This is a genomic window from Aeromonas sp. 1805, assembly GCF_013085525.1.
Taxonomy (GTDB): Bacteria; Pseudomonadota; Gammaproteobacteria; order Enterobacterales; family Aeromonadaceae; genus Aeromonas; species Aeromonas hydrophila.
The window spans coordinates 4,248,507-4,266,240 of the sequence record NZ_CP038515.1 but is presented as its reverse complement, the minus strand read 5'-3'; the positions used below and the strand labels follow the sequence as shown (position 1 = coordinate 4,266,240).

General features: G+C 66.1%; 10 protein-coding genes and 1 pseudogene. 4 read left to right on the top strand and 7 right to left on the bottom strand.

Features of this window, described 5'->3' with window-relative positions; translation table 11 throughout:
• Both amoG and amoH read left to right on the top strand, forming a co-directional pair.
• Window positions 1-6,301 (top strand): annotated as a pseudogene (gene amoG / locus E5E96_RS19825) (amonabactin biosynthesis non-ribosomal peptide synthetase AmoG).
• A complete protein-coding gene (amoH, locus tag E5E96_RS19820) occupies window positions 6,298-7,842 on the top strand; it encodes an amonabactin biosynthesis glycine adenylation protein AmoH (protein ID WP_171282925.1) in 1,545 nt (514 codons plus the stop codon). Before amoG ends, amoH begins: the two are co-directional and overlap by 4 nt.
• A 75-nt stretch (window positions 7,843-7,917) precedes the next feature.
• Here the strand turns inward: amoH and E5E96_RS19815 are convergent, their stop codons facing one another.
• Window positions 7,918-8,862 carry an amonabactin ABC transporter substrate-binding protein gene (locus E5E96_RS19815; RefSeq protein ID WP_029302861.1) on the bottom strand — a complete coding sequence of 315 codons (945 nt, stop codon included), beginning with the start codon at window positions 8,860-8,862 and terminating at the stop codon, window positions 7,918-7,920.
• Between the two features lie 156 nt (window positions 8,863-9,018).
• On the opposite strand from E5E96_RS19815, the gene amoD reads away from it, so the two are divergent.
• Complete coding sequence (amoD, locus tag E5E96_RS19810; RefSeq protein WP_171283261.1) at window positions 9,019-9,804, top strand: amonabactin biosynthesis phosphopantetheinyl transferase AmoD; 786 nt, start codon at window positions 9,019-9,021, stop codon at window positions 9,802-9,804.
• A 61-nt stretch (window positions 9,805-9,865) separates the two neighbouring features.
• Here the strand turns inward: amoD and E5E96_RS19805 are convergent, their stop codons facing one another.
• The 5 genes from E5E96_RS19805 to E5E96_RS19785 all read right to left on the bottom strand — a co-directional run bounded on the left by E5E96_RS19805 (window position 9,866) and on the right by E5E96_RS19785 (window position 16,138).
• Entirely contained in the window at window positions 9,866-10,669 is an 804-nt protein-coding gene (locus E5E96_RS19805) for an amonabactin ABC transporter ATP-binding protein (RefSeq protein WP_016350955.1), read from the bottom strand.
• Window positions 10,670-10,712: 43 nt separating this feature from the next.
• Window positions 10,713-11,780 carry an amonabactin ABC transporter permease subunit 1 gene (locus tag E5E96_RS19800; RefSeq protein WP_171282924.1) on the bottom strand — a complete coding sequence of 356 codons (1,068 nt, stop codon included), beginning with the start codon at window positions 11,778-11,780 and terminating at the stop codon, window positions 10,713-10,715.
• A gap of 13 nt (window positions 11,781-11,793) precedes the next feature.
• A complete protein-coding gene (locus tag E5E96_RS19795; RefSeq protein ID WP_011705838.1) occupies window positions 11,794-12,810 on the bottom strand; it encodes an amonabactin ABC transporter permease subunit 2 in 1,017 nt (338 codons plus the stop codon).
• Window positions 12,811-12,877: 67 nt separating this feature from the next.
• Entirely contained in the window at window positions 12,878-14,851 is a 1,974-nt protein-coding gene (locus E5E96_RS19790) for a siderophore amonabactin TonB-dependent receptor (protein WP_171282923.1), read from the bottom strand.
• 57 nt (window positions 14,852-14,908) lie between these two features.
• On the bottom strand, window positions 14,909-16,138 hold the full coding sequence (locus E5E96_RS19785; RefSeq protein ID WP_171282922.1) for a siderophore amonabactin export MFS transporter: 1,230 nt from the start codon (window positions 16,136-16,138) through the stop codon (window positions 14,909-14,911).
• A gap of 251 nt (window positions 16,139-16,389) precedes the next feature.
• Here E5E96_RS19785 and E5E96_RS19780 point away from each other — a divergent pair, with 251 nt between their 5' ends.
• Window positions 16,390-17,142 (top strand): hypothetical protein, encoded by a 753-nt coding sequence (locus tag E5E96_RS19780; protein WP_171282921.1) that lies wholly within the window; start codon window positions 16,390-16,392, stop codon window positions 17,140-17,142.
• Window positions 17,143-17,155: 13 nt separating this feature from the next.
• On the opposite strand, the gene E5E96_RS19775 is transcribed toward E5E96_RS19780, so the two are convergent.
• Complete coding sequence (locus tag E5E96_RS19775) at window positions 17,156-17,626, bottom strand: DUF2919 domain-containing protein (RefSeq protein ID WP_041218541.1); 471 nt, start codon at window positions 17,624-17,626, stop codon at window positions 17,156-17,158.
• Window positions 17,627-17,734 lie beyond the last annotated feature (108 nt).

Sequence of the window (17,734 nt, the reverse complement as noted above, 5' to 3'; positions counted from 1 at the left end):
ATGAACAATATGATTTTGCTGTTGAAACAGCTGGAACGGCAGGGGGTGAAGCTGGCGCTGAACGACAAGGGCCAGCTTATCTCCCAGTCGAGCAAGGAGGCGGTGACGCCTGCCATCGGCGCCACCATCAAGGCCCACAAGGATGAGCTGGTGCGCTGCCTGGCGGCCCGTGCCGCCTTCGAGGCGCCCATAGTCGCCGAGGGCGCCCGGCAGGGGCCGCTTTCGTCGTCCCAGAGCGGGCTCTGGTTTATCGAGCAGTACGAGGAGGCCTCCCACCTCTACAACATGCCGGTCTATTTTCGCGTCAAGGGAGAGCTGGACACGGCGGCGCTGGAGTTTGCCTTCGACCACCTGTTTGCCCGCCACCCCAGCATGCGCACTCGCTTCATCAAGGACGAGGCGGGCAGGGGGGCCCAGGAGATCCTGCCCCACACGCCTTTCAAGTTGCAGATTGAGGACGTGAGCGCAGAGCCCGCTGCCGAGCGCGAGGCCTATGTGGCCCGCCGGGTGCGCGAGGAGATAGGCCGCCCCTTCTCCCTGACCCAGGGGATCTCAGCCGGGTGCACCTGATCCGGCTCGGCAGCCGCGAGCACGTGCTGCTGATCACCCAGCACCACATCATCTCCGACGGCTGGTCGGTCAAGAACATGTTCGCGGATCTCAAGCGCGCCTTTCTTGCCCATCAGAACCGCGAGCCCCTGCAGGTGAGCGAACTGCCGCTCACCTACATCGACTATGCCCGCTGGTTCAACTCACCGCGTTTTCTCGATTATCACGCCGAGTTCAAGCCGTTCTGGGTCGACCGGCTTGGTGGCAGCCCCGAGGTGCACGGCCTGCCGCTCGACAAGCCGCGCCCGGCCCATCAGGACAGCGGCGGCGAGCTGGTCTTCTCCACCATTGACAACGCGCTGTGGGAGAGCTTCAAGCGCCTCTGTCAGCGCCACAGCACCTCCAACTTCATCGGTCTGCACGCCCTGTTTGCCCTGCTGATGGTGCGCCAGAGCGGCGAGACGGAAGTGGTGATCGGCACCCCGCTCGCCTATCGCGAGCGCCACGAGATCGAGTCGCTGGTGGGCTTTTTTGTCAACACCCTGGTGCTGCGCACTCAACTCAGCGGCAAGCCCAGCTTTGTCGACTATCTGCAGCAGTGCCGGGAGGAGGATCTGGCGGCCTTCGATCACCAGCTCTACCGTTTCGAGGCGCTGGCCGAGGCCATCGGCGCCGATCGCACCACCGCCATCAACCCCATCTTCCAGATCATGCTGGTCTATCAGGCCAAGGTGGACTTCAACGATCTCATCCCCGGTTGCCAGCTGGTGGAGGAGACCTCGCCGGTGCTGCCGGCCAAGACCGACATCTCGGTCAAGGTGACCGAGCTGATGGACTCCGTTCGGGTGGACTGGCTGTTCGCCACCGCCCTGTTCGAGCGAGAGACCATCCAGGCCTACGCCGATCGCCTGCTGCACCTGATGCGCGCCGTGGTGGCGGCCCCCGAGACCGACATCTGGCAACTGCCGCTAGAGGCGGGCACCGACCAGGCAGCGCTGGCCGCACAGCTTGCCGATCTGCCGCCGGACTACCCGAGCCGCGACACCCTGCTCTGCCATATCGAGCGGCGCGCTATTCAGTTGCCGGATACGCTGGCGGTCAGCGACGGCGTGCAATCGTTGACCTATGGCGAGCTGGAGGTGCGTGCCAACCGGTTGGCCCACTGGCTGCAATCCTGCGGCATTACCCCGGGCGCCGCCATCGGCATCCAGGCCAGACGCGATGTTGCCTTCGTCATCGCCCTGCTCGCCTGCTGGAAGGCGGGGGCGGCCTATGTGCCGCTCGACCCTGCCTATCCTGCCGAGCGGCTGGCCCATATCTTAGGCGATGCATCCATCAGCCTGGTGTTGGGCGGCGTGCCGGATCCGCGGCTTGGCGAGGCGCTGGCGGGCACGACTGCCGAATATCACGATCTGCACCAGCTGGCGCTGGACAAGATGCCAACCAGCACGCCCGCCCTGCCTCGGGACGCTGCCATGCTGGCCCAGATCATCTACACCTCCGGCAGCACCGGCCTGCCCAAGGGGGTCATGGTGGAGCAGGGCAGCCTGGTCAACCTGATGGCGGATCACGGCGATCGCATCGCCCTTGATCAGAATGGCGCCATGTTCAACTGCATGTCCCTCTCGTTTGATGCGGGCAACATGACCAGCTTGCTGCCGCTGTACTGCGGCGCGGCCCTGCACTTCGGCGAGCCGGGCGAGGGGGTGATCGGTGCCGCGATCGCTTGCGGCGCCAGCCATATGATTTTGCCGACTGCCCTGCTCGCGAACCTGCTGCCACCGGCGGAACTCGGTTCCCTCAAGGCCATCGGTTTTGGCGGCGAGGCGTGCCCGAGCAGCCTGGTGGAGCGTTGGGGAGAGCGGGTGGCCCTGTTTAACATGTACGGCCCGACCGAGTGCACCGTCACCGCGCTCTGCGCGCGGCTCACCCCGGGGGCACCCATCACCATAGGCCGACCCGTCAACCACCTGAAGGCGCTGATCCTGGATGAGGCGGGCAACCTCTGCCCGGTGGGGGTCCCCGGCGAGCTCTGCCTGGCGGGGTTGGGGCTGGCCCGCGGCTACCTCAATCTGCCGGAGCGCACCCAGGAGGCTTTTATCGAGCTGGCGCTGGCGGATCGACCCCATCGCCTCTATCGCACCGGCGATCGGGCCCTGCTGCGCCGCGATGGCAACATCCAGTATCTGGGCCGGATAGACGAGCAGATCAAGCTGCGCGGCTATCGCATCGAGCCGGGGGAGATAGAGACCCGGCTCGCCGAATTGTGCCCGGCCATTCGCCAGATCAAGGTGGTGGTGCAGGAGGGGCGCCTGCTGGCTTACGCCTGTTTGCAGGCCGGAGCAAGGGAGCCCGACGGCGATGCCCTGCTGCAGCGGGCCGGCGAGTGCCTGCCCGAATACATGGTGCCGGCGCGCCTCTGCTGGCTGCCCGAGATGCCGCTCACCCCCAACGGCAAGCTGGACTTGCGCCGCCTGCCCGCCATCGTCTGGCAGCAGAGCAAGGGCGAGCCGCAAAACGAACTGGAGCAGACCGTGCTCGCCATCTGGCAATGGGTGCTAAAACAACCGCTCGGGGTGGAGGATGACTTCTTCCGCTTAGGCGGTGACTCCATCCTCAGCATCCAGCTCACCACCCGGTTGCGGGATGCGGGACTGCACTGCAGCGTGAAGGACGTGTTCGAAGCCAAGACGGTGCGCCGCCTCTGCCGCCAGCTCGGCCAGCAGCAAGCCGTCAGCCACAGGAGCGAGCAGGGCAGCCTGACCGGCGAGTTCCCGCTCCACCCCATTCAGCACTGGTTCTTCGAGCAGGGCTTTGCCAAGTCCGGTCACTGGAACCAGGGGGTGATCCTGCGCCTGCCGGCCGGGGTGGACGATGAGGCCCTGCGCGGCTGGCTGGATGCGTTGCGCCAGCACCACGATGCCCTGCGCCTGGCGGTGACCCCGACCGGCCAGCGCTACCTGGCCGAACTGCCATTGCCGCCGTTGCCGCTCCTGGATGCCGCCAATTTCGATGAGGTCGAGCTGCAGGCCCGCCTGACCGAGCTGCAGGGAGATTTCGACCCTGCCAGCGGCCACACCCTGGCCTGGGCCCGCCTGCGCAATCTCTCTCTGGAAGGTGAGCGGGAGGGCGAGACGGTGGAGGGGCTCTTCCTCGCCTTCCATCACCTGGTGATCGATGCGGTCTCCTGGCGCATTCTGGCCGAGGATCTGGCACGAGTGAGCAGGGGCGAGCCGCTGCCCGCCAAGGGCAGCAGCTATCGCCAGTGGGGCGAGGGGCTTGCGGCCTACGCCAAACGGGAAGAGGAACAGCTTGGCTTCTGGCTGGCTCAGGGGGAAGGCAGCCAGGGTCACCTGCTGGAAGCGGCGCGCGCCGCCGATGGCCGCGCCGCCGCCAGCCTGCTGCAACTGAGTCAGGAGACCACGGCCCGTCTCATCGACGCCGCCAACCAGGCCTACTTCACCCGGGTGCCCGACCTGCTGCTGGCGGCACTGACCCGTACCCTGAGCGAGCAGGGTTACGGCAGCCGTCACTGCGTGATGTTGGAAGGGCACGGCCGTGAGGCCATCGATGCGGAACTCGACGTGAGCCGTACCCTGGGCTGGTTCACCAGCACCTACCCGCTGGCGCTGGCGGATGCCGGGGCGTGGGATGCGCTGGTGTGCGCCACCAAGGAGCAGCTGCGCGCCGTGCCGGACAAGGGGGTGGGCTTCAACGCCCTGCGGCTGCACCACCCCGTGGCTGGGCACTGCCCGAAGCCCTGGTGGTCTTCAATTACCTGGGGGTCAGCCATCAGGGCGAGGCCGCTCAACCTTGGCAACCCCTGCCGCTGGCGCCAGGGGCCCCAACGTCCCCTGACAACCTGCCGCGCGAGCTGGTTAGTCTGCACGGTGGCGTGTTTGATGGCCACCTCACCTTGCGCCAGGTGGGTGCCCTCAACCAGCAGGCGAGCGACGCCCTGATGGCGCGGCTGGCGGACAACCTGACGGCGCTGGTGGAACACTGCTGCAACCTGAAGGCCCCACGCCATACCCCGAGCGACTTCCCGGGGCTTGGCCTCTCGCAAGCCGCGCTCGATCGGGTGCTGAGCGGGCGCGAGGTGGAGACCCTGCTGCCCATGACCTCGCTTCAGCAGAGCATGTTCCATCACAGGGCGCTGCTGCCCCGGGATCACGCCTATCACCTGCAGACCGAGATGGACTATCACCAGCCGCTGGACGTGGCGGTCTACCGTCAGGCCTGGCAGGGGCAGATTGCCCGCTGGCCGGCCCTTCGCAGCGAACTGGTGCTGGCGGATGGGGTTACGCTGCAGCGCATCCTCAAGCATGCCGAGTTGCCATTCCACTATGAGGACTTGTCTGAAGTGGGAAATGCAGAGGCACGGGTCCAGGCCTATCGCGAGCAGGATCTGGCCCGCCCGATCCCGCTGGAGCAGGCGCCCCTGCTGCGCCTTGCCTGCTTCAAATTGGCCCCCGATCACCACAAGGTGATCTTCAGCGCCCATCACGGCGTGCTGGATGGCTGGAGTGGCCCCGTGTTGCTGGGTTCCTTGCATCGCGGCTATCAGGCGCTGATGAATGGCCTGTTGCCGCAGGGCGAGCCGGATACCGCCTGGCTCGAATTTGGCCGCCATATCGCGAGCCAAACCCGCAGCGCCGACGCCTACTGGCAGGGGCGGGGCGAGCTCTTGGCCAAGCCTAACGATCTCGCCTGCCTGTTCGGGGTGACGCTGGACGCAGGTTCAAGCGGGCGCCATACCCAGCAGCGACCGGCGGTGTGCGCCACGGCGCTGCCGGCCGAGGTGGCGACCTTGCTCGCCCATCGTGCCCGAGACCTTGGGGTGACTGCGGGCCTGTTGGCTCAATATGCCTGGCACCGTCTGCTGGCACGCCGCTCTGGCGATGCCGTCACCCTGGTGGGCAACGTGACCCCGGGTAGGGATTACCCCATCGAGGGGATCACCGCGAGCGTCGGGCTCTACATCAACAGCCTGCCGTTGGCCCTGGTGTGGCGCACCGAGCTGACCCTGGCCGAGCATATCGACCGGTTGCAGACCGACCTGATGGCGCTCAACGAGCACGGCACCCAGTCGCTGGCGGCACTGACCAAAGGCCGGGCGCGCCTGTTCCAGAGTCTGTTCGTGTTCGAGAACTACCCCATGCCGGCGGCCCCTGCCGCCCCCGAACCCCACCAGCTGGTGCCGCGCTTTGGCGCCGTGGTGGAGAAGGTGGAGCTGCCGCTCTCCTTGGTGGTCAGCAGCCGGGGTGAGACGCTCCAGCTGCGCCTCGAGTTTGACGGCGAGCAGATCCCCGAGGCCCGGGCCGAGGCGGTGCTGGCTGACTGGCTGGCCGAGCTCGCCTGGCTGGCGCAGGCGGATCTGGGCCAACCGGCCAGAGTGGCAGCGGCCGCGCCGTTCCCAGCACAAGGGGCAGCCACACTATCGGCAGCCACAGCAGCGACAGCCACACAAGTGGCCGCCACCAGGGCTGAGCCCGGCCTGGCTCAGCCACCGGCCGAGGCCCGCGCGCTGGTGGCCCTGTGGGAGCGCCAGTGCGGCGTGCCCGGCATCTGGCAGCAGACCTTGTGTGAACTCGGGGTGGATTCGGTACAGCAGCTCGCCCTGCTGGCGGCCCTCAACGAGGCATTTGGCCAGGAGCGGGCGCAGCTTACCCTGCAGACGCTCAAGGCCCATCCATCCCCCAGCCGGCTCTATCGGCACTGGCTGGTGCGCCAAACGGAGGCCGTGCTATGACGGTGACCATCAAGCATGAGGCTCCGCTCATGCAAACCCGGCCTGCCCCCCGTGAGGGGGCGGCCAACCTGGGCGCGCGGCTGGCAGCCTGTCTGGCCGCCACCCCGCTGGCCCCCGCCATCCGTATGGGCGGGGAGGGTATCAGTGAGGGCGGATCAGATGAGCAGTGGCTTAGCTATGGCGCGCTCAATGATCGGGTGGCCCGGATTGCCGCCCGCCTGCAGGGGCTGGCGGTGGGGGAGCGGGTCGGCCTCTATCTTTCCCGCAGCCCCGATCTGGTGGCCAGCCTGCTGGCCTGCCTGCGGCTCGGTCTCACCTTCGTGCCCCTTGAGCCGGACTTTCCGGTGGAGCGGCTGCAGGGGATCGCCCGTCAGGCGCGCCTGTCGGCGGTGATCTGCGACGGCGACAGGCCAGCTCCCGCCTTCGGCTGTCCGCTGCGCACCCTCGATGGGCCGGCAGCGGCTGGGCCCGTCTCCTGGCCCCAAGTGGATGATGCCCTGGCTGCCTACATGATGTTTACCTCGGGCTCTACCGGCGAGCCCAAGGGGGTGGTCATCAGCCGGCGGGCCCTGCTCTGCTTCCTCGACGGGATCCGCGAGCGGCTCGGGCTTTCACCTGGCTGCCACTGGCTCTTTATCACCACCCCGGCCTTCGACATCTCGCTGCTGGAGATGCTGGGGCCGCTCTGGGGCGGGGGCAGCTTGACGGTGGCCGGCGGCAAGCACAACAAGGATCCGCTGGGGATGCTGGCGCTGCTCGAGGCCGACCCCTCCATCAACTTCCTACAAGCCACCCCGGCCTGCTGGCGCATGCTGCTCAAGGCGGGCTGGCAGGGACGCGAGCGCCTCACCGCCCTGTGTGGTGGCGAGGCGCTGGACTCGGGATTGGCCGAGCAGCTCTGTGTCCGCACCCGGCGACTGTGGAACTGCTACGGGCCGACCGAGGCCACCGTCTGGTCGCTGGTGAGCGAGGTGATCTGGCCACCGACTGATGGCCAGATCACCATCAGCCACAGCCTGCCCGGCTATCGGCACTGGGTGCTGGACGAAGCGGGGCAACCGGTGGCAGAGGGGGAGTGCGGGGAGCTCTGCATCGAGAGCCCGGCCCTGTGCGAGGGGTACTGGCGCAAGCCTGCCTTGACCAGCGCCGCCTTCCTGCGCCTTGCCACCCATCGCCTCTATCGCACCGGCGATCGGGTACGACGGCTGGGGGCGGACAGCTTCCTCTATCTGGGGCGACGCGACGATCAGGTCAAGCTGCGCGGTTTTCGCATCGAGCTCGGCGAGGTGGAGGCGGGACTGCGCCGCCAGGTCGGGGTGCAGGAGGCGGCGGTGCGTCTGGTGGGCGAGGGGGACGAGGCCATGCTGGTGGGCTACGTGGAGGCGAAAAGCGGGGTGACCCTCAATCGCCTCGCCCTGCGCAAGGGGCTGCAGGCGACGCTGCCGCACTATATGGTGCCGGCGCGGCTCATCCTGCTGGATGCCCTGCCCAAGACCGGCAGCGGCAAGCTGGACAGAAAGGCGCTGCCCTTGCCGGAATAAGTTGGACGTCAAAAGCCATGGATAAAAAAGAAGCCCGCAAATGCGGGCTTCTTTGTGGGCGCTGATCACGAGAGCTTATTGGGTGATGGGGGCCGCATCGGGTTTGGCCAGCAGCTGCTCGACGTCGTCGATCACCTTGAGGGCCGCCTGGGGGCCGCCGGTGGAGGTCCACAGGGATCCGTCCACGGCGCCGAAGCGCTTGCTCTTGATGGCGCCGAGCTGCTGGAAGGCCGGGGTCTGCTCGGCCTGCTTCATGGCATCCACCGCGTCGCCGCTGGCGCTGAGGGTGCCGATCACCAACCAGTCGCCGTCCAGCAGGTTGAGGGATTCGAGGCTCAGGGCCGGGGAGTGGGGGGTCTTGTCACCGATCTGGTGGGTCGGCCGGGTCAGCCCCATCTCTTCCACCACGCTGCTGGCGAAGGTGCCGCCGTGCATGTAGCTCGGGCCCTTGGGGTTCCAGCGCACTATGCTCAGGCGCTCACCCTGATGCTTGGCGAGCTTGCTGCGGGCTTGCTGCAGGCGGGCGTCATACTGGGCGAGGAAGGTCTTGGCTTCGGCGTCCCGGTTCAGCACGTGGGCGCTGCGATTGAAGATCTCCTTCCAGGAGTCGCCCCAGTTGCCGGTGACCACGGTGGGAGCGATCTCCTTGAGCAGGGCCAGCAGCTCGGGCTTGGTCTGGCCGGTGAGGATGAGGTCGGGTTCCAGATCGATCAGCTTCTCCAGGTTGGGGTTGTCCAGATCGCCGACCACGGCGATCTCCTTGCCCGCCTGTTGCAGCAGGTAGCGGGGCAGGGTGGACTGGCCGCGGCCATTGACGGTGCCGACCGGTTGTAGCCCCAGGGTCAGGGCGCTGTCCAGATCGATTTCGCTCAGTACCACCACCCGCTTGGGCTGGGCCGGTACGACCTGGGTCTTGCCGTCGGCATCGGTCACCTGACGGGTCTCGCTGCCGGCCTGTGCCTGGAAGCCGACCAGGCTGGCCAGCATCAGCACGGCAGCCAGGGGAGAGGAGATCTTCATCGTTACATCCTTCTTGGTGAAATCAGTGGAACACTGGGTCCCAAACGGGCGAACTCATGCTACCACAAATTCAAATGATAAGAATTGTCATTTGTGTTTGTGGCATAAGGAACGGACGGTTTGCTACCATGCTGGCTCATCCACCAAGGGCTCTTCGTGATGTTCATTGCCACTGCGCCAGCCTGTTCACTGGACCGCTTTATCGTGCAGGCCGACAGCCTGCCGCTGCCCGGCGCGGCGCATCTGGCGCTGCAACGGGTCTGCTTTGACCCCGCCGCCTTCACCCCGGCCTGTTACGATGCGGCCGGCATGGTGCTGCCCGCCAGCTTGCAGCGCGCGGCCCCCAAGCGGCTGGGGGAGTTTCTGGCCGGCCGGCTGGCGGCGCGCCGGGCCTTGCACCCCTTTGGTCTGGGCCAGCAGCAGGTGAGCATAGGGGCAGCTCGCGAACCCTGCTGGCCTGCGGGGTTTGAGGGCAGCATCAGCCACAGCCTGTTGCAGAGGCGCGGCATGGCGCTGTGCGCGGTGCGCCCCGGCCGGGCGGGGATGGGGCTGGATCTGGAGGGCTGGCTGGCAGAGGGGCAGGCGAGCGAGCTCTGGCCCGGCATTGCCAGCGGGGAGGAGTGGGACCGGCTGGCGGCCGCTGCCCCTGCCATTGGCCTCAGTAGGGCTGAGGCGCTCACCTTGATCTTTTCGGCCAAGGAGAGCCTGTTCAAGGCGCTCTACCCCAGGGTGGGGCGCTATTTTGACTTTCTCGATGCCCACTGGCTGACCATGACGGAGCAGACCCTCACCCTCGAACTGGTGGGCGGGCTGACCCCAGATCTGCCCGCCGGTTGGCGCTGCACGCTCTACTGGCAGCCAATGTCCTGGCAGGCACTGCATTGGCAAACAGGGCACTGGCAAACACGGCCGGGCGGGGTGCTCACCTGCCTGCTGCTGTGAGTGGCGGCGCGCCGAGACACAAGCATCAAAAAACCGCCTCTCGGCGGTTTTTTGATGGGGCTCAGGCCGGTTGGCGCATGGCAAAGGCGTGCGGTCTGCGGCGGGGCACTATGATGGGGGCGCCGTCGCCGGGGGCGTGCAGTATGTCCACGTCGGTCTGGTAGAGGCGGTCGATGAGGGACTTGGTCACCACCTCGCGGGCCGGCCCCATGGCCTGGATGCCGCCATCCCCCAGCGCGATCAGCTCGTCGCAGTAGCGGGCGGCGGTGGCGAGATCGTGGATGACGATGAGCACCGTCTTGCCCTCGGCGGTGATCTGGTGGATGGCCTCCATCACCTCGGTCTGGTGGCCGATGTCGAGGGCGCTGGTGGGTTCATCCAGCAGGATGATGTCCGCATCCTGGGCCAGCACCATGGCGAGCCACACCCGCTGGGCCTGACCGCCGGAGAGGGAGCTGGCGCTCTGCTGCAGAATGTCGCCCAGCTGCATCCGCTCGCAGGCCCAGCGCACCATGCGCGCATCTTCCTCACTCCACTGATTGAACCAGCCCTGATGGGGATGGCGGCCGTACTGCACCAGCTGCTCGACCTGGATGCCGGCGGGCACCAGCGGACGCTGGGGCAGGTAGGCGAGCTCACGGGCCAGCGCCTTCTTGCCGTAGCTTGCCAGCGGCTTGCCCTTGAGCAGGATCTCGCCGGCTTGCTGCTGCTCCTGGCCTGCCAGGAGTTTGAGCAGGGTGGACTTGCCGCCGCCGTTGGGGCCGACGATCCCCACCAGCTTGCCCTGGGGAATGGTGAAGGAGATGTCGTTGAAGACGGGCTTGTGCTGATAGCCAAATTGCAGGTGATTGATGGTGAGCGTCATCAGGCGGCCCTCGGTCTGTCTTGAAAATGGATGAATGGCATCGTCAGTCGGCCTTCTGGCGGTCTTTGAGCAGGATGAACAGCAGCAGCAGGCCGCCGAGAATACGGGTCATGATGCCGGTGGCCACCTCGTGGGGGCTGGCCAGCACCCGCACCAGGGTGTCGCTGGCCAGCAGCAGCAGGGCGCCGCACAGGGCGGCAATCCACAGCGGCACGATGCGATCCCGGCTGAGCCAGGAGGCGAGCACCGGGGCCGCCATGGCGATGAACACCACGGGGCCGCCGATGGCGGTGCCGAGCGCCGCCACGACGATGGCCTGGGCCAGCACGCCGAGCTGCACCCGGTTGACGTTCACCCCCAGACTCTGGGCGGTGACGGGGCCCAGACGCAGTACGCCCAGGGCCCGGGAGAGATAAATGATCCAGGGGCAGACCAGCAGGATCAGGATCCCCACCGGCAGCACGGTGCTGTAACCCTGGCCGACGAAGTTGCCCATGTTCCACAGGTAGAGGCTGGTGAGGTGCACCAGCGACTGGGTGGACATCACGAACTGGCCGATGGCGTTCATCAGCTCGGAGACGCCGATGCCGATCACCACGAACAGGTAGCCCTGCTCCCCCGGCTTGTTGCACAGGGCATAGAGCACTACGGCGGCAAACAGGGCGCCCAGTGGGGCGGCCCACCAGGGCCAGCTGCCGAGGGTCAGGTAGAGGGAGAAGGCGATGATGGCCAAGGAGGCCCCCTCGTTGACCCCGATCATGTCCGGGGTGGCGAGGCGGTTGCGAATGAGGGTCTGCACCAGGCAGCCGGAGAGGCCCATGGCCGCGCCCGCCACCAGCACGGCGACGATGCGTGGCAGCCGGATCTTGAAGACGGTCACCTCGCTCAGCCGGTTGCCCTCGCCAAGCAGGGTCTGGATCACCCCCAGCATGGTGAGCTTGCCGGAGCCCAGGGTCAGCGCCAGCAGGGAGAGCAGCACCAGGGCCACCAGGAGCCCCAGCGTGATGAGCCAGGCGCGGCGGTGCAGCAGCAGGGTGCGGCTGCCAACGCGCAGGCAGACGGTGCCGGTGGGAAGCGCCGTGGTGAGGGAGGGATGGATGGAATTGTTCATGAGGCAGGCAACCTTATTTGACGGCCAGCAGGGAGCGGAAGCCGCCGCTGCGTACCACCAGGATGAGCACGGGGGCACCGATCAACGCCAGGATCACCCCGTTGGGCAGTTCGAACGGCTGGATCAGCCAGCGCGCCAGGATGTCGGCGCCGAGCAGGAACAGCACCCCGAACAGGGCGGAGAAGCGTACCTGGATGGCGAGGCGTACCGGCTCCACCAGACGGGCGCAGTAGGCGGCGAGAAAACCGACGAAGCCGATGGGGCCGGCGATGGCGATGGCGCAGGCGGTAAACAGGGTGGCGGCCAGGAGCACGCCGATGCGCACCCGGGTCGGCCGGATGCCGAGTGCCAGCGCCTGGTTGTCACCCATCTGCATCAGGGTGAGCTGACGGCAGAGCGCCAGGGTCAGCAGCAGGCCGAGCAGGGCAAAGGGCATCACGGTGAGCACCGCATCGAGATCCGAGGCGGCCAGCGACCCCAGATTCCAGAAGCGGAACTGTTCCAGCACCACCTGGTTGGAGAGCAGCAGGAAGTTGGAGAGGCCGCCGAAGGTGGCGGAGAGGGCAACCCCCACCAGGATGAGCTTGAGGGGGTTGGAGCGCCCCACCATCAGGCCGAGGCCGAGCACGATGAGGTTGCCGAGCAGGGCCCCCATGCCGGACCAGAGCAGGTAACCGTAGGCGGATTCGACGCCAAAATAGGTGAGGCCGATCACCAGGGCGAACACGGCGCCGGCGTTGACCCCGAGCAGGCCGGGTTCGGCCAGCGGATTGCGGGTGGCGCTTTGCAGCATGGAGGCCGCCAGCGCAAGACAGACGCCCACCACCAGGGCACACAGGGTGCGGGGCAGACGCAAGGTATGAACGATCATGGCGAGCTTTTCATCGGCCATGAGGGCGGGATCGCCCAGCAGAAATCCGGCGACCTCGCGGCCACCATAGACACCGGCGCCGGTGGCCAGTGAGAGACAGATGAGCAGGAACAGGAGAACCACTCCCAGCCAGAACAGGTGTGTTTGGTGTCTGTGCACCCGGCTACTCCTTCACGTCGAGGCAATAACAGCAGAAAAGGGAGCCCTGACGGGCTCCCTGCGGGGTTTACAGCTTGTAATCCACGCCGGCGTAGACGGTACGACCTTCCAGAATGAAGTCGGCGTCGGTGGCGACCTGGTCACGCTTGGTGTTGGTGAGGTTGGTGATGCCCAGCTTGAAGTCGAGCGCCGGGGTGACCTTCCACTTGGTGTTGACGTCCAGGGTCTGGTAGCTGTCGGACTTGAGTGCCTGGGAGTTGTGCATCGGCACCTTGATGAACTGGCTGCCCACGTACTGCCAGGCCAGGTTGGTGCTGATGATCTCGGTGGCTTGCCAATCCAGGCTCAGGTTGCCGGTGTGATCCGGGGTCTTGGCCAGATCGTCGCCCGTGCTCTTGTCTTCGGAGTCCAGCATGGTCCAGTTGCCGGTCAGCTTGACGTCGTCCATCACATCGACCCAGCCGGTCAGCTCCAGCCCCTTGACCCGGGCCTTCTTGACGTTGAGGTAGGTCATCACGGTCGGACGGTAGCCCGGGCCCCACTGATCGCTCTGGATCAGATCCTCGATGTCGTTGTGGAAACCGGTGAGGCCGGCGCCGAAGCGATCGGCTTCATAGGCGGTGCCCAGCTCGTAGCTGACGGCAGTTTCCGGTTTCAGGTCCGGGTTGCCGATCACCTTGCAGGCGCCGCGGCAGGCTGTGGTGGCGAAGCCTTCGCTGGACTGGGCCAGGGTCGGGGCCTTGAACGCCTTGCCGGCGCCGCCCTTGATCACCCACTCGTCGCTCAGCTTGTAGAGCGCATAGGCGCGCGGGCTGAACTCGTTGCCATAGGTCTCATGGTGATCCAGACGACCGGAGAGGGTCAGCGCCAGATCCCCCAGGCTGAATTCATCCTGCAGGTAGAGGGCGCTCTGGCTGGCATCCACGCTGCCGCTGGTGATGCTGCGGCTGTGCTCCAGCTCGGTCTTGCGGAATTCCGCGCCTGAGGTCAGCAGGTGATCCCCCAGGTAGCCGCTCAGCTGGCCGTCGACAGTGTGGTTGGTCTGGGTGACATCGGCCGCGCCGCCGTTGAGCTGGGAGTCATCCATCAGATCGGTCTGCTCGAAGTAGTAACGAGCGCGGCTGTCGAAGTGTTCCCAACGACCGTTGTGGGTCAGCCCCAGGCTCAGGCGATCGAGTTTTTGCACGTTGTGCGGGGTGGCCGGGGCGGTGGGGGCGCGCGGCACGTTGTTGAAATAGCTGTCCATGTCGTTCTGGTTGTAGCCCAGATCGAACTCCACATCCTGGTTGTCGGTCACCAGCCACTTCAGGCTGGAGAGCATGTTGACCACTTCCCGTTTCTCCAGTGCATCGGCGTCCAGGTTGTTGGACTGATCGCTGTGCCAGCGGTCGCGCTGATAGCCTTCTACTACCAGGCTGCCGAGCAGCTTGTTGTCGATCAGGGCACCGGAGACGAAGGCGTTGCCACGGTTGGCATCGCCACCATCACCCTTGGTGGGCATGGTGTGGGTGTAGCCGAAGGCCGCCTCGGTCTGCTCCTTGGCCTGGCGCAGGATCACGTTGACCACGCCGCCGAGGGCGTCGGCGCCATAGAGGGAGGAGACGGGGCCGCGGATCACCTCGATGCGCTCGATGGCGGCCATGGGGATGGAGCTCAAGTCGAAGTCATTGCCAAACGAGCTGCCCAGGGTTTCGCGGGCGTTGACCCGCTTGCCGTTGATCAGCAGCAGGGTGTAGTCGCCGCCCATGCCGCGGATCTTGATCTCGCTGCGGCCGGTGGGGTTGGTGCCGATGATGTTGACGCCGGGCACGTGCTTGAGCGCTTCGCCGACGTTGTTGGCGTTCATCTTGTCCAGATCGGCGCGGGTCACCACAGAGACGCTGGCCGGGGCGGAGAGTTCGGTGTGCTGGGTCTGGGTGGCGGTAACCACCATGGTCTCGTTGGCCTTGACCGCTTCGGCCTGGGCAAGGCCCGGCAAGGCAAACAGGCCGAGGGAGAGCAAAATCGGGTTCAAGCGAAATACGCCAGGCTGCAACTGCATAGTCAAAACTCCATGAATAAAACAGAGGTTATGGGGTCCGGCTCTGGGGCCGGTGGCTCACTGACTTCCTTGTCTGGCGGTGCCAGACTCGGGGTTATTGTTATTCCTTGTCTGTGCCAGCCCCTTGAGCAGGAGCCAGACACCGCCGCAGGCCAGCAGGCCGCAGCCGATATTGATCCAGGCCAGATGGGCAAATCCGTGCAGGACGCCGCTCTGATCCGACACCAGCAACCTGGCGGAGAGCAGGCTGCCGAGCCCGGCCGCTACATTGGTGACCGTGCCCTGAAAAGACATGAAGGCGGCGCGCTGATGGGGGGCCGGGATGGAGGCCGTGATGGCGAGGGTGGTGCTGGAGCGGGCCGAGCTCAGCGCCATGAACAGGGTGAACAGCAGGTAGACGGGCACGCCGACCGGCATGGCAAAACCGAGCAAAGTGATCAGCGCTAGCAGCAGGCTGGTGATCAGGATGGCGGCCTGGGCCCGGCCCTGATCAATCCAGCTGCCGCATAGGCGCATGGTGGCCATGCTGGCGAGGCCGCCGCACAGATAGAGGGCGGCGATCTGCTCGCGGGGGAAGCCCAGGTTGAACTGGAAGTAGTTGGCAAAGTGCGGGATCAGCAGGAAGTGACCGAACATCTGCAAACAGAGGATGAACAGGGCGCCCTGGCAGAGCGGGGAGGCCAGCAACTGGCGCAGGCCGCTGCCGTGAGGGGCGCGGCTGACCGGCAGCGAAGGCAGCAGGGTGGCGCAGAGCAGGGCCAGCAGCAGGCCGCAGACGCCAAACAGCAGGAAGGGGCTCTGCCAGCCAAACCACTGGGCCAGCACCAGGGCGATGGGCACCACCAGGATGGCGGCCAGCGAGAACGCCATGCCCACGTAGGCGAGGCGACGGCCCCGCTCGGCAGGCGGTACCAGATCCAGCACGGCCGCCATCAGGATGGCGGCGAGCGGGCCGGCCACACAGCCCGACAGGACGAACAGCACCAGCAGTTGCTGGCTGTTTTGCACCAGGGCGCAAGCCATCAGCAGCAGAAAACGCAAGGTGAGCAGCACCAGCAGGGCGGGTTTGCGGTTGACCCGATCGAGCCAGGGTGCGGCGATGAGCCCCATCAGGGCGGCTCCCAGGGTGGCACCACCGCTGAAGTAGCCGGTCTGTTCCGGCTGCATGCCGAGGCTGATGACCAGATCCGGCCCGAGCGGCATCACCATCATCATGCTGCCCATGGAGAGCATGTTGACAAGCAGGGCCAGGTGGATGGCGGCGGGGGTGGTGGTCACTGGCTTCATCGACGGCAAGCTCAAAAAAATGAGACCGAATTGTATCCGAGCGATTTTTTCGTGACAACAAATGGTAATCATTTTTATTTGTGTTATTTGATCTGTCTCCGCTCTTTTCATAGAAAAATGAAGGACCTGACCTTCATGACGCTCATTGCTCACGGGCAAAATCATTGAAAAGTGGGGCGGATGGCCCATGATGACGAGGTGATGAGCAGACCATTATGTAGTTGGTTGCCGAGTGGGACGGGAGGAAGAAGATGAGAAGATGGCGCGGGTTTGGACTCTGGCTGCTGTGGGGGCTCTGGTGCCTGCCGCTGCGGGCCGAGGTGAAGGTGATCCCGGTATTCGAGACCCAGGCGGCTGTGCAGACCCTCAAGGATCTTTATCCGGATCTCGGGGTGAGTGCCATGGGCAACCAGCTGGTGCTGAGCGGCAGCGCCGCCCAGCTGCAGGAGGCCGAAGCGGCGCTGGCCAAATTCAACCAGCCGCCCCAGAGCCTGCTCATCGAGTGGCGGGTGGATGGCGCTTCCAGCAGTCAGCAGGCCGGTGTGGGGCTGGGCCGGGATGCCGCCAAGCGACAGTGGTTGCTGGAGGGCAATGCCCAGCAGTACCAGCGCAGCCAGAACGACAGCTGGCAGGTACGCGGCCTGTCGGGTCGGCCGGTGCTATTGCAGATGGGCACCTATCAGCCGGTCACCTTCTATCAGTGGAATGGAGGGGCAGTGGTGGGAATGATGCCGCTGGTGAACGGCCTCTATGCCACCGCCACCCTGATCGGCGACAGGGTGCAGATAGCGCTCAGCAGCGAGCAGGCCAGGCTGGAGCAGGGCACCATCAACCGGGGACAGAGCGCCACCGAGGTGAGCGGTGCCCCCGGTCAGTGGCTGACGGTGGGGGAGCTCTCCACCAGCGCGGCGCAGCAGGGCAGCAGTCTGGGCACCCAGTTGCAGGGGGGACGTGGCAGTCAGAGCGATCGCCAGACCCTGCAGATCCGGGTCACGCGCCAGTGAGGCGCCTGGCTGATCAGTTGCCGGCGTGGGGCTGATCGGCTGCGTATTCACGCAACTGGCGGCTGCGCAGCAGATACCAGAGTGACCAGAGGGTGGCGACCAGCACCAGCGCGGTGGGCCAGCTGAACGACCACTTCTGCAGATTGAGGCTGTGCAGTTGCATCAGCAGGCCGCTGACGGCAGAGCAGAGCAGCAGCAATGGACTGTGACGCCTGAGCCAGGCCCGGATGCTGCGGGTTTGTTGATAGGTGCCGCCACAGGCGAGCAGCGCCAGTATGGCGGGCACGTCGGTCAGCAGGCTGATGTAGAGGGCGAGCCGGTCCGGATAGAAGAGGGTCAGGATGGCGCTGCCGCTCTCGCGGGTGACGCCGGCCATCAGAAACAGCCAGACCGAGCGGGTCAGCAAGAGGGCGATGGGCCAAAACCAGAGCGGGGGGCGCAGCTGGCCGTGATCGTCATATCTGTGTTCGGGGTAGAGGGTCATGGTCGCCCGGGGTCGTCTGTGCAAAGGATGAAGGGGATATGGGGCGAAGGGGGGCCCTTTGCAAGGCGGGCGAGGGGCGGGAATTAATCGGGGGGCCATGCCCCCAAT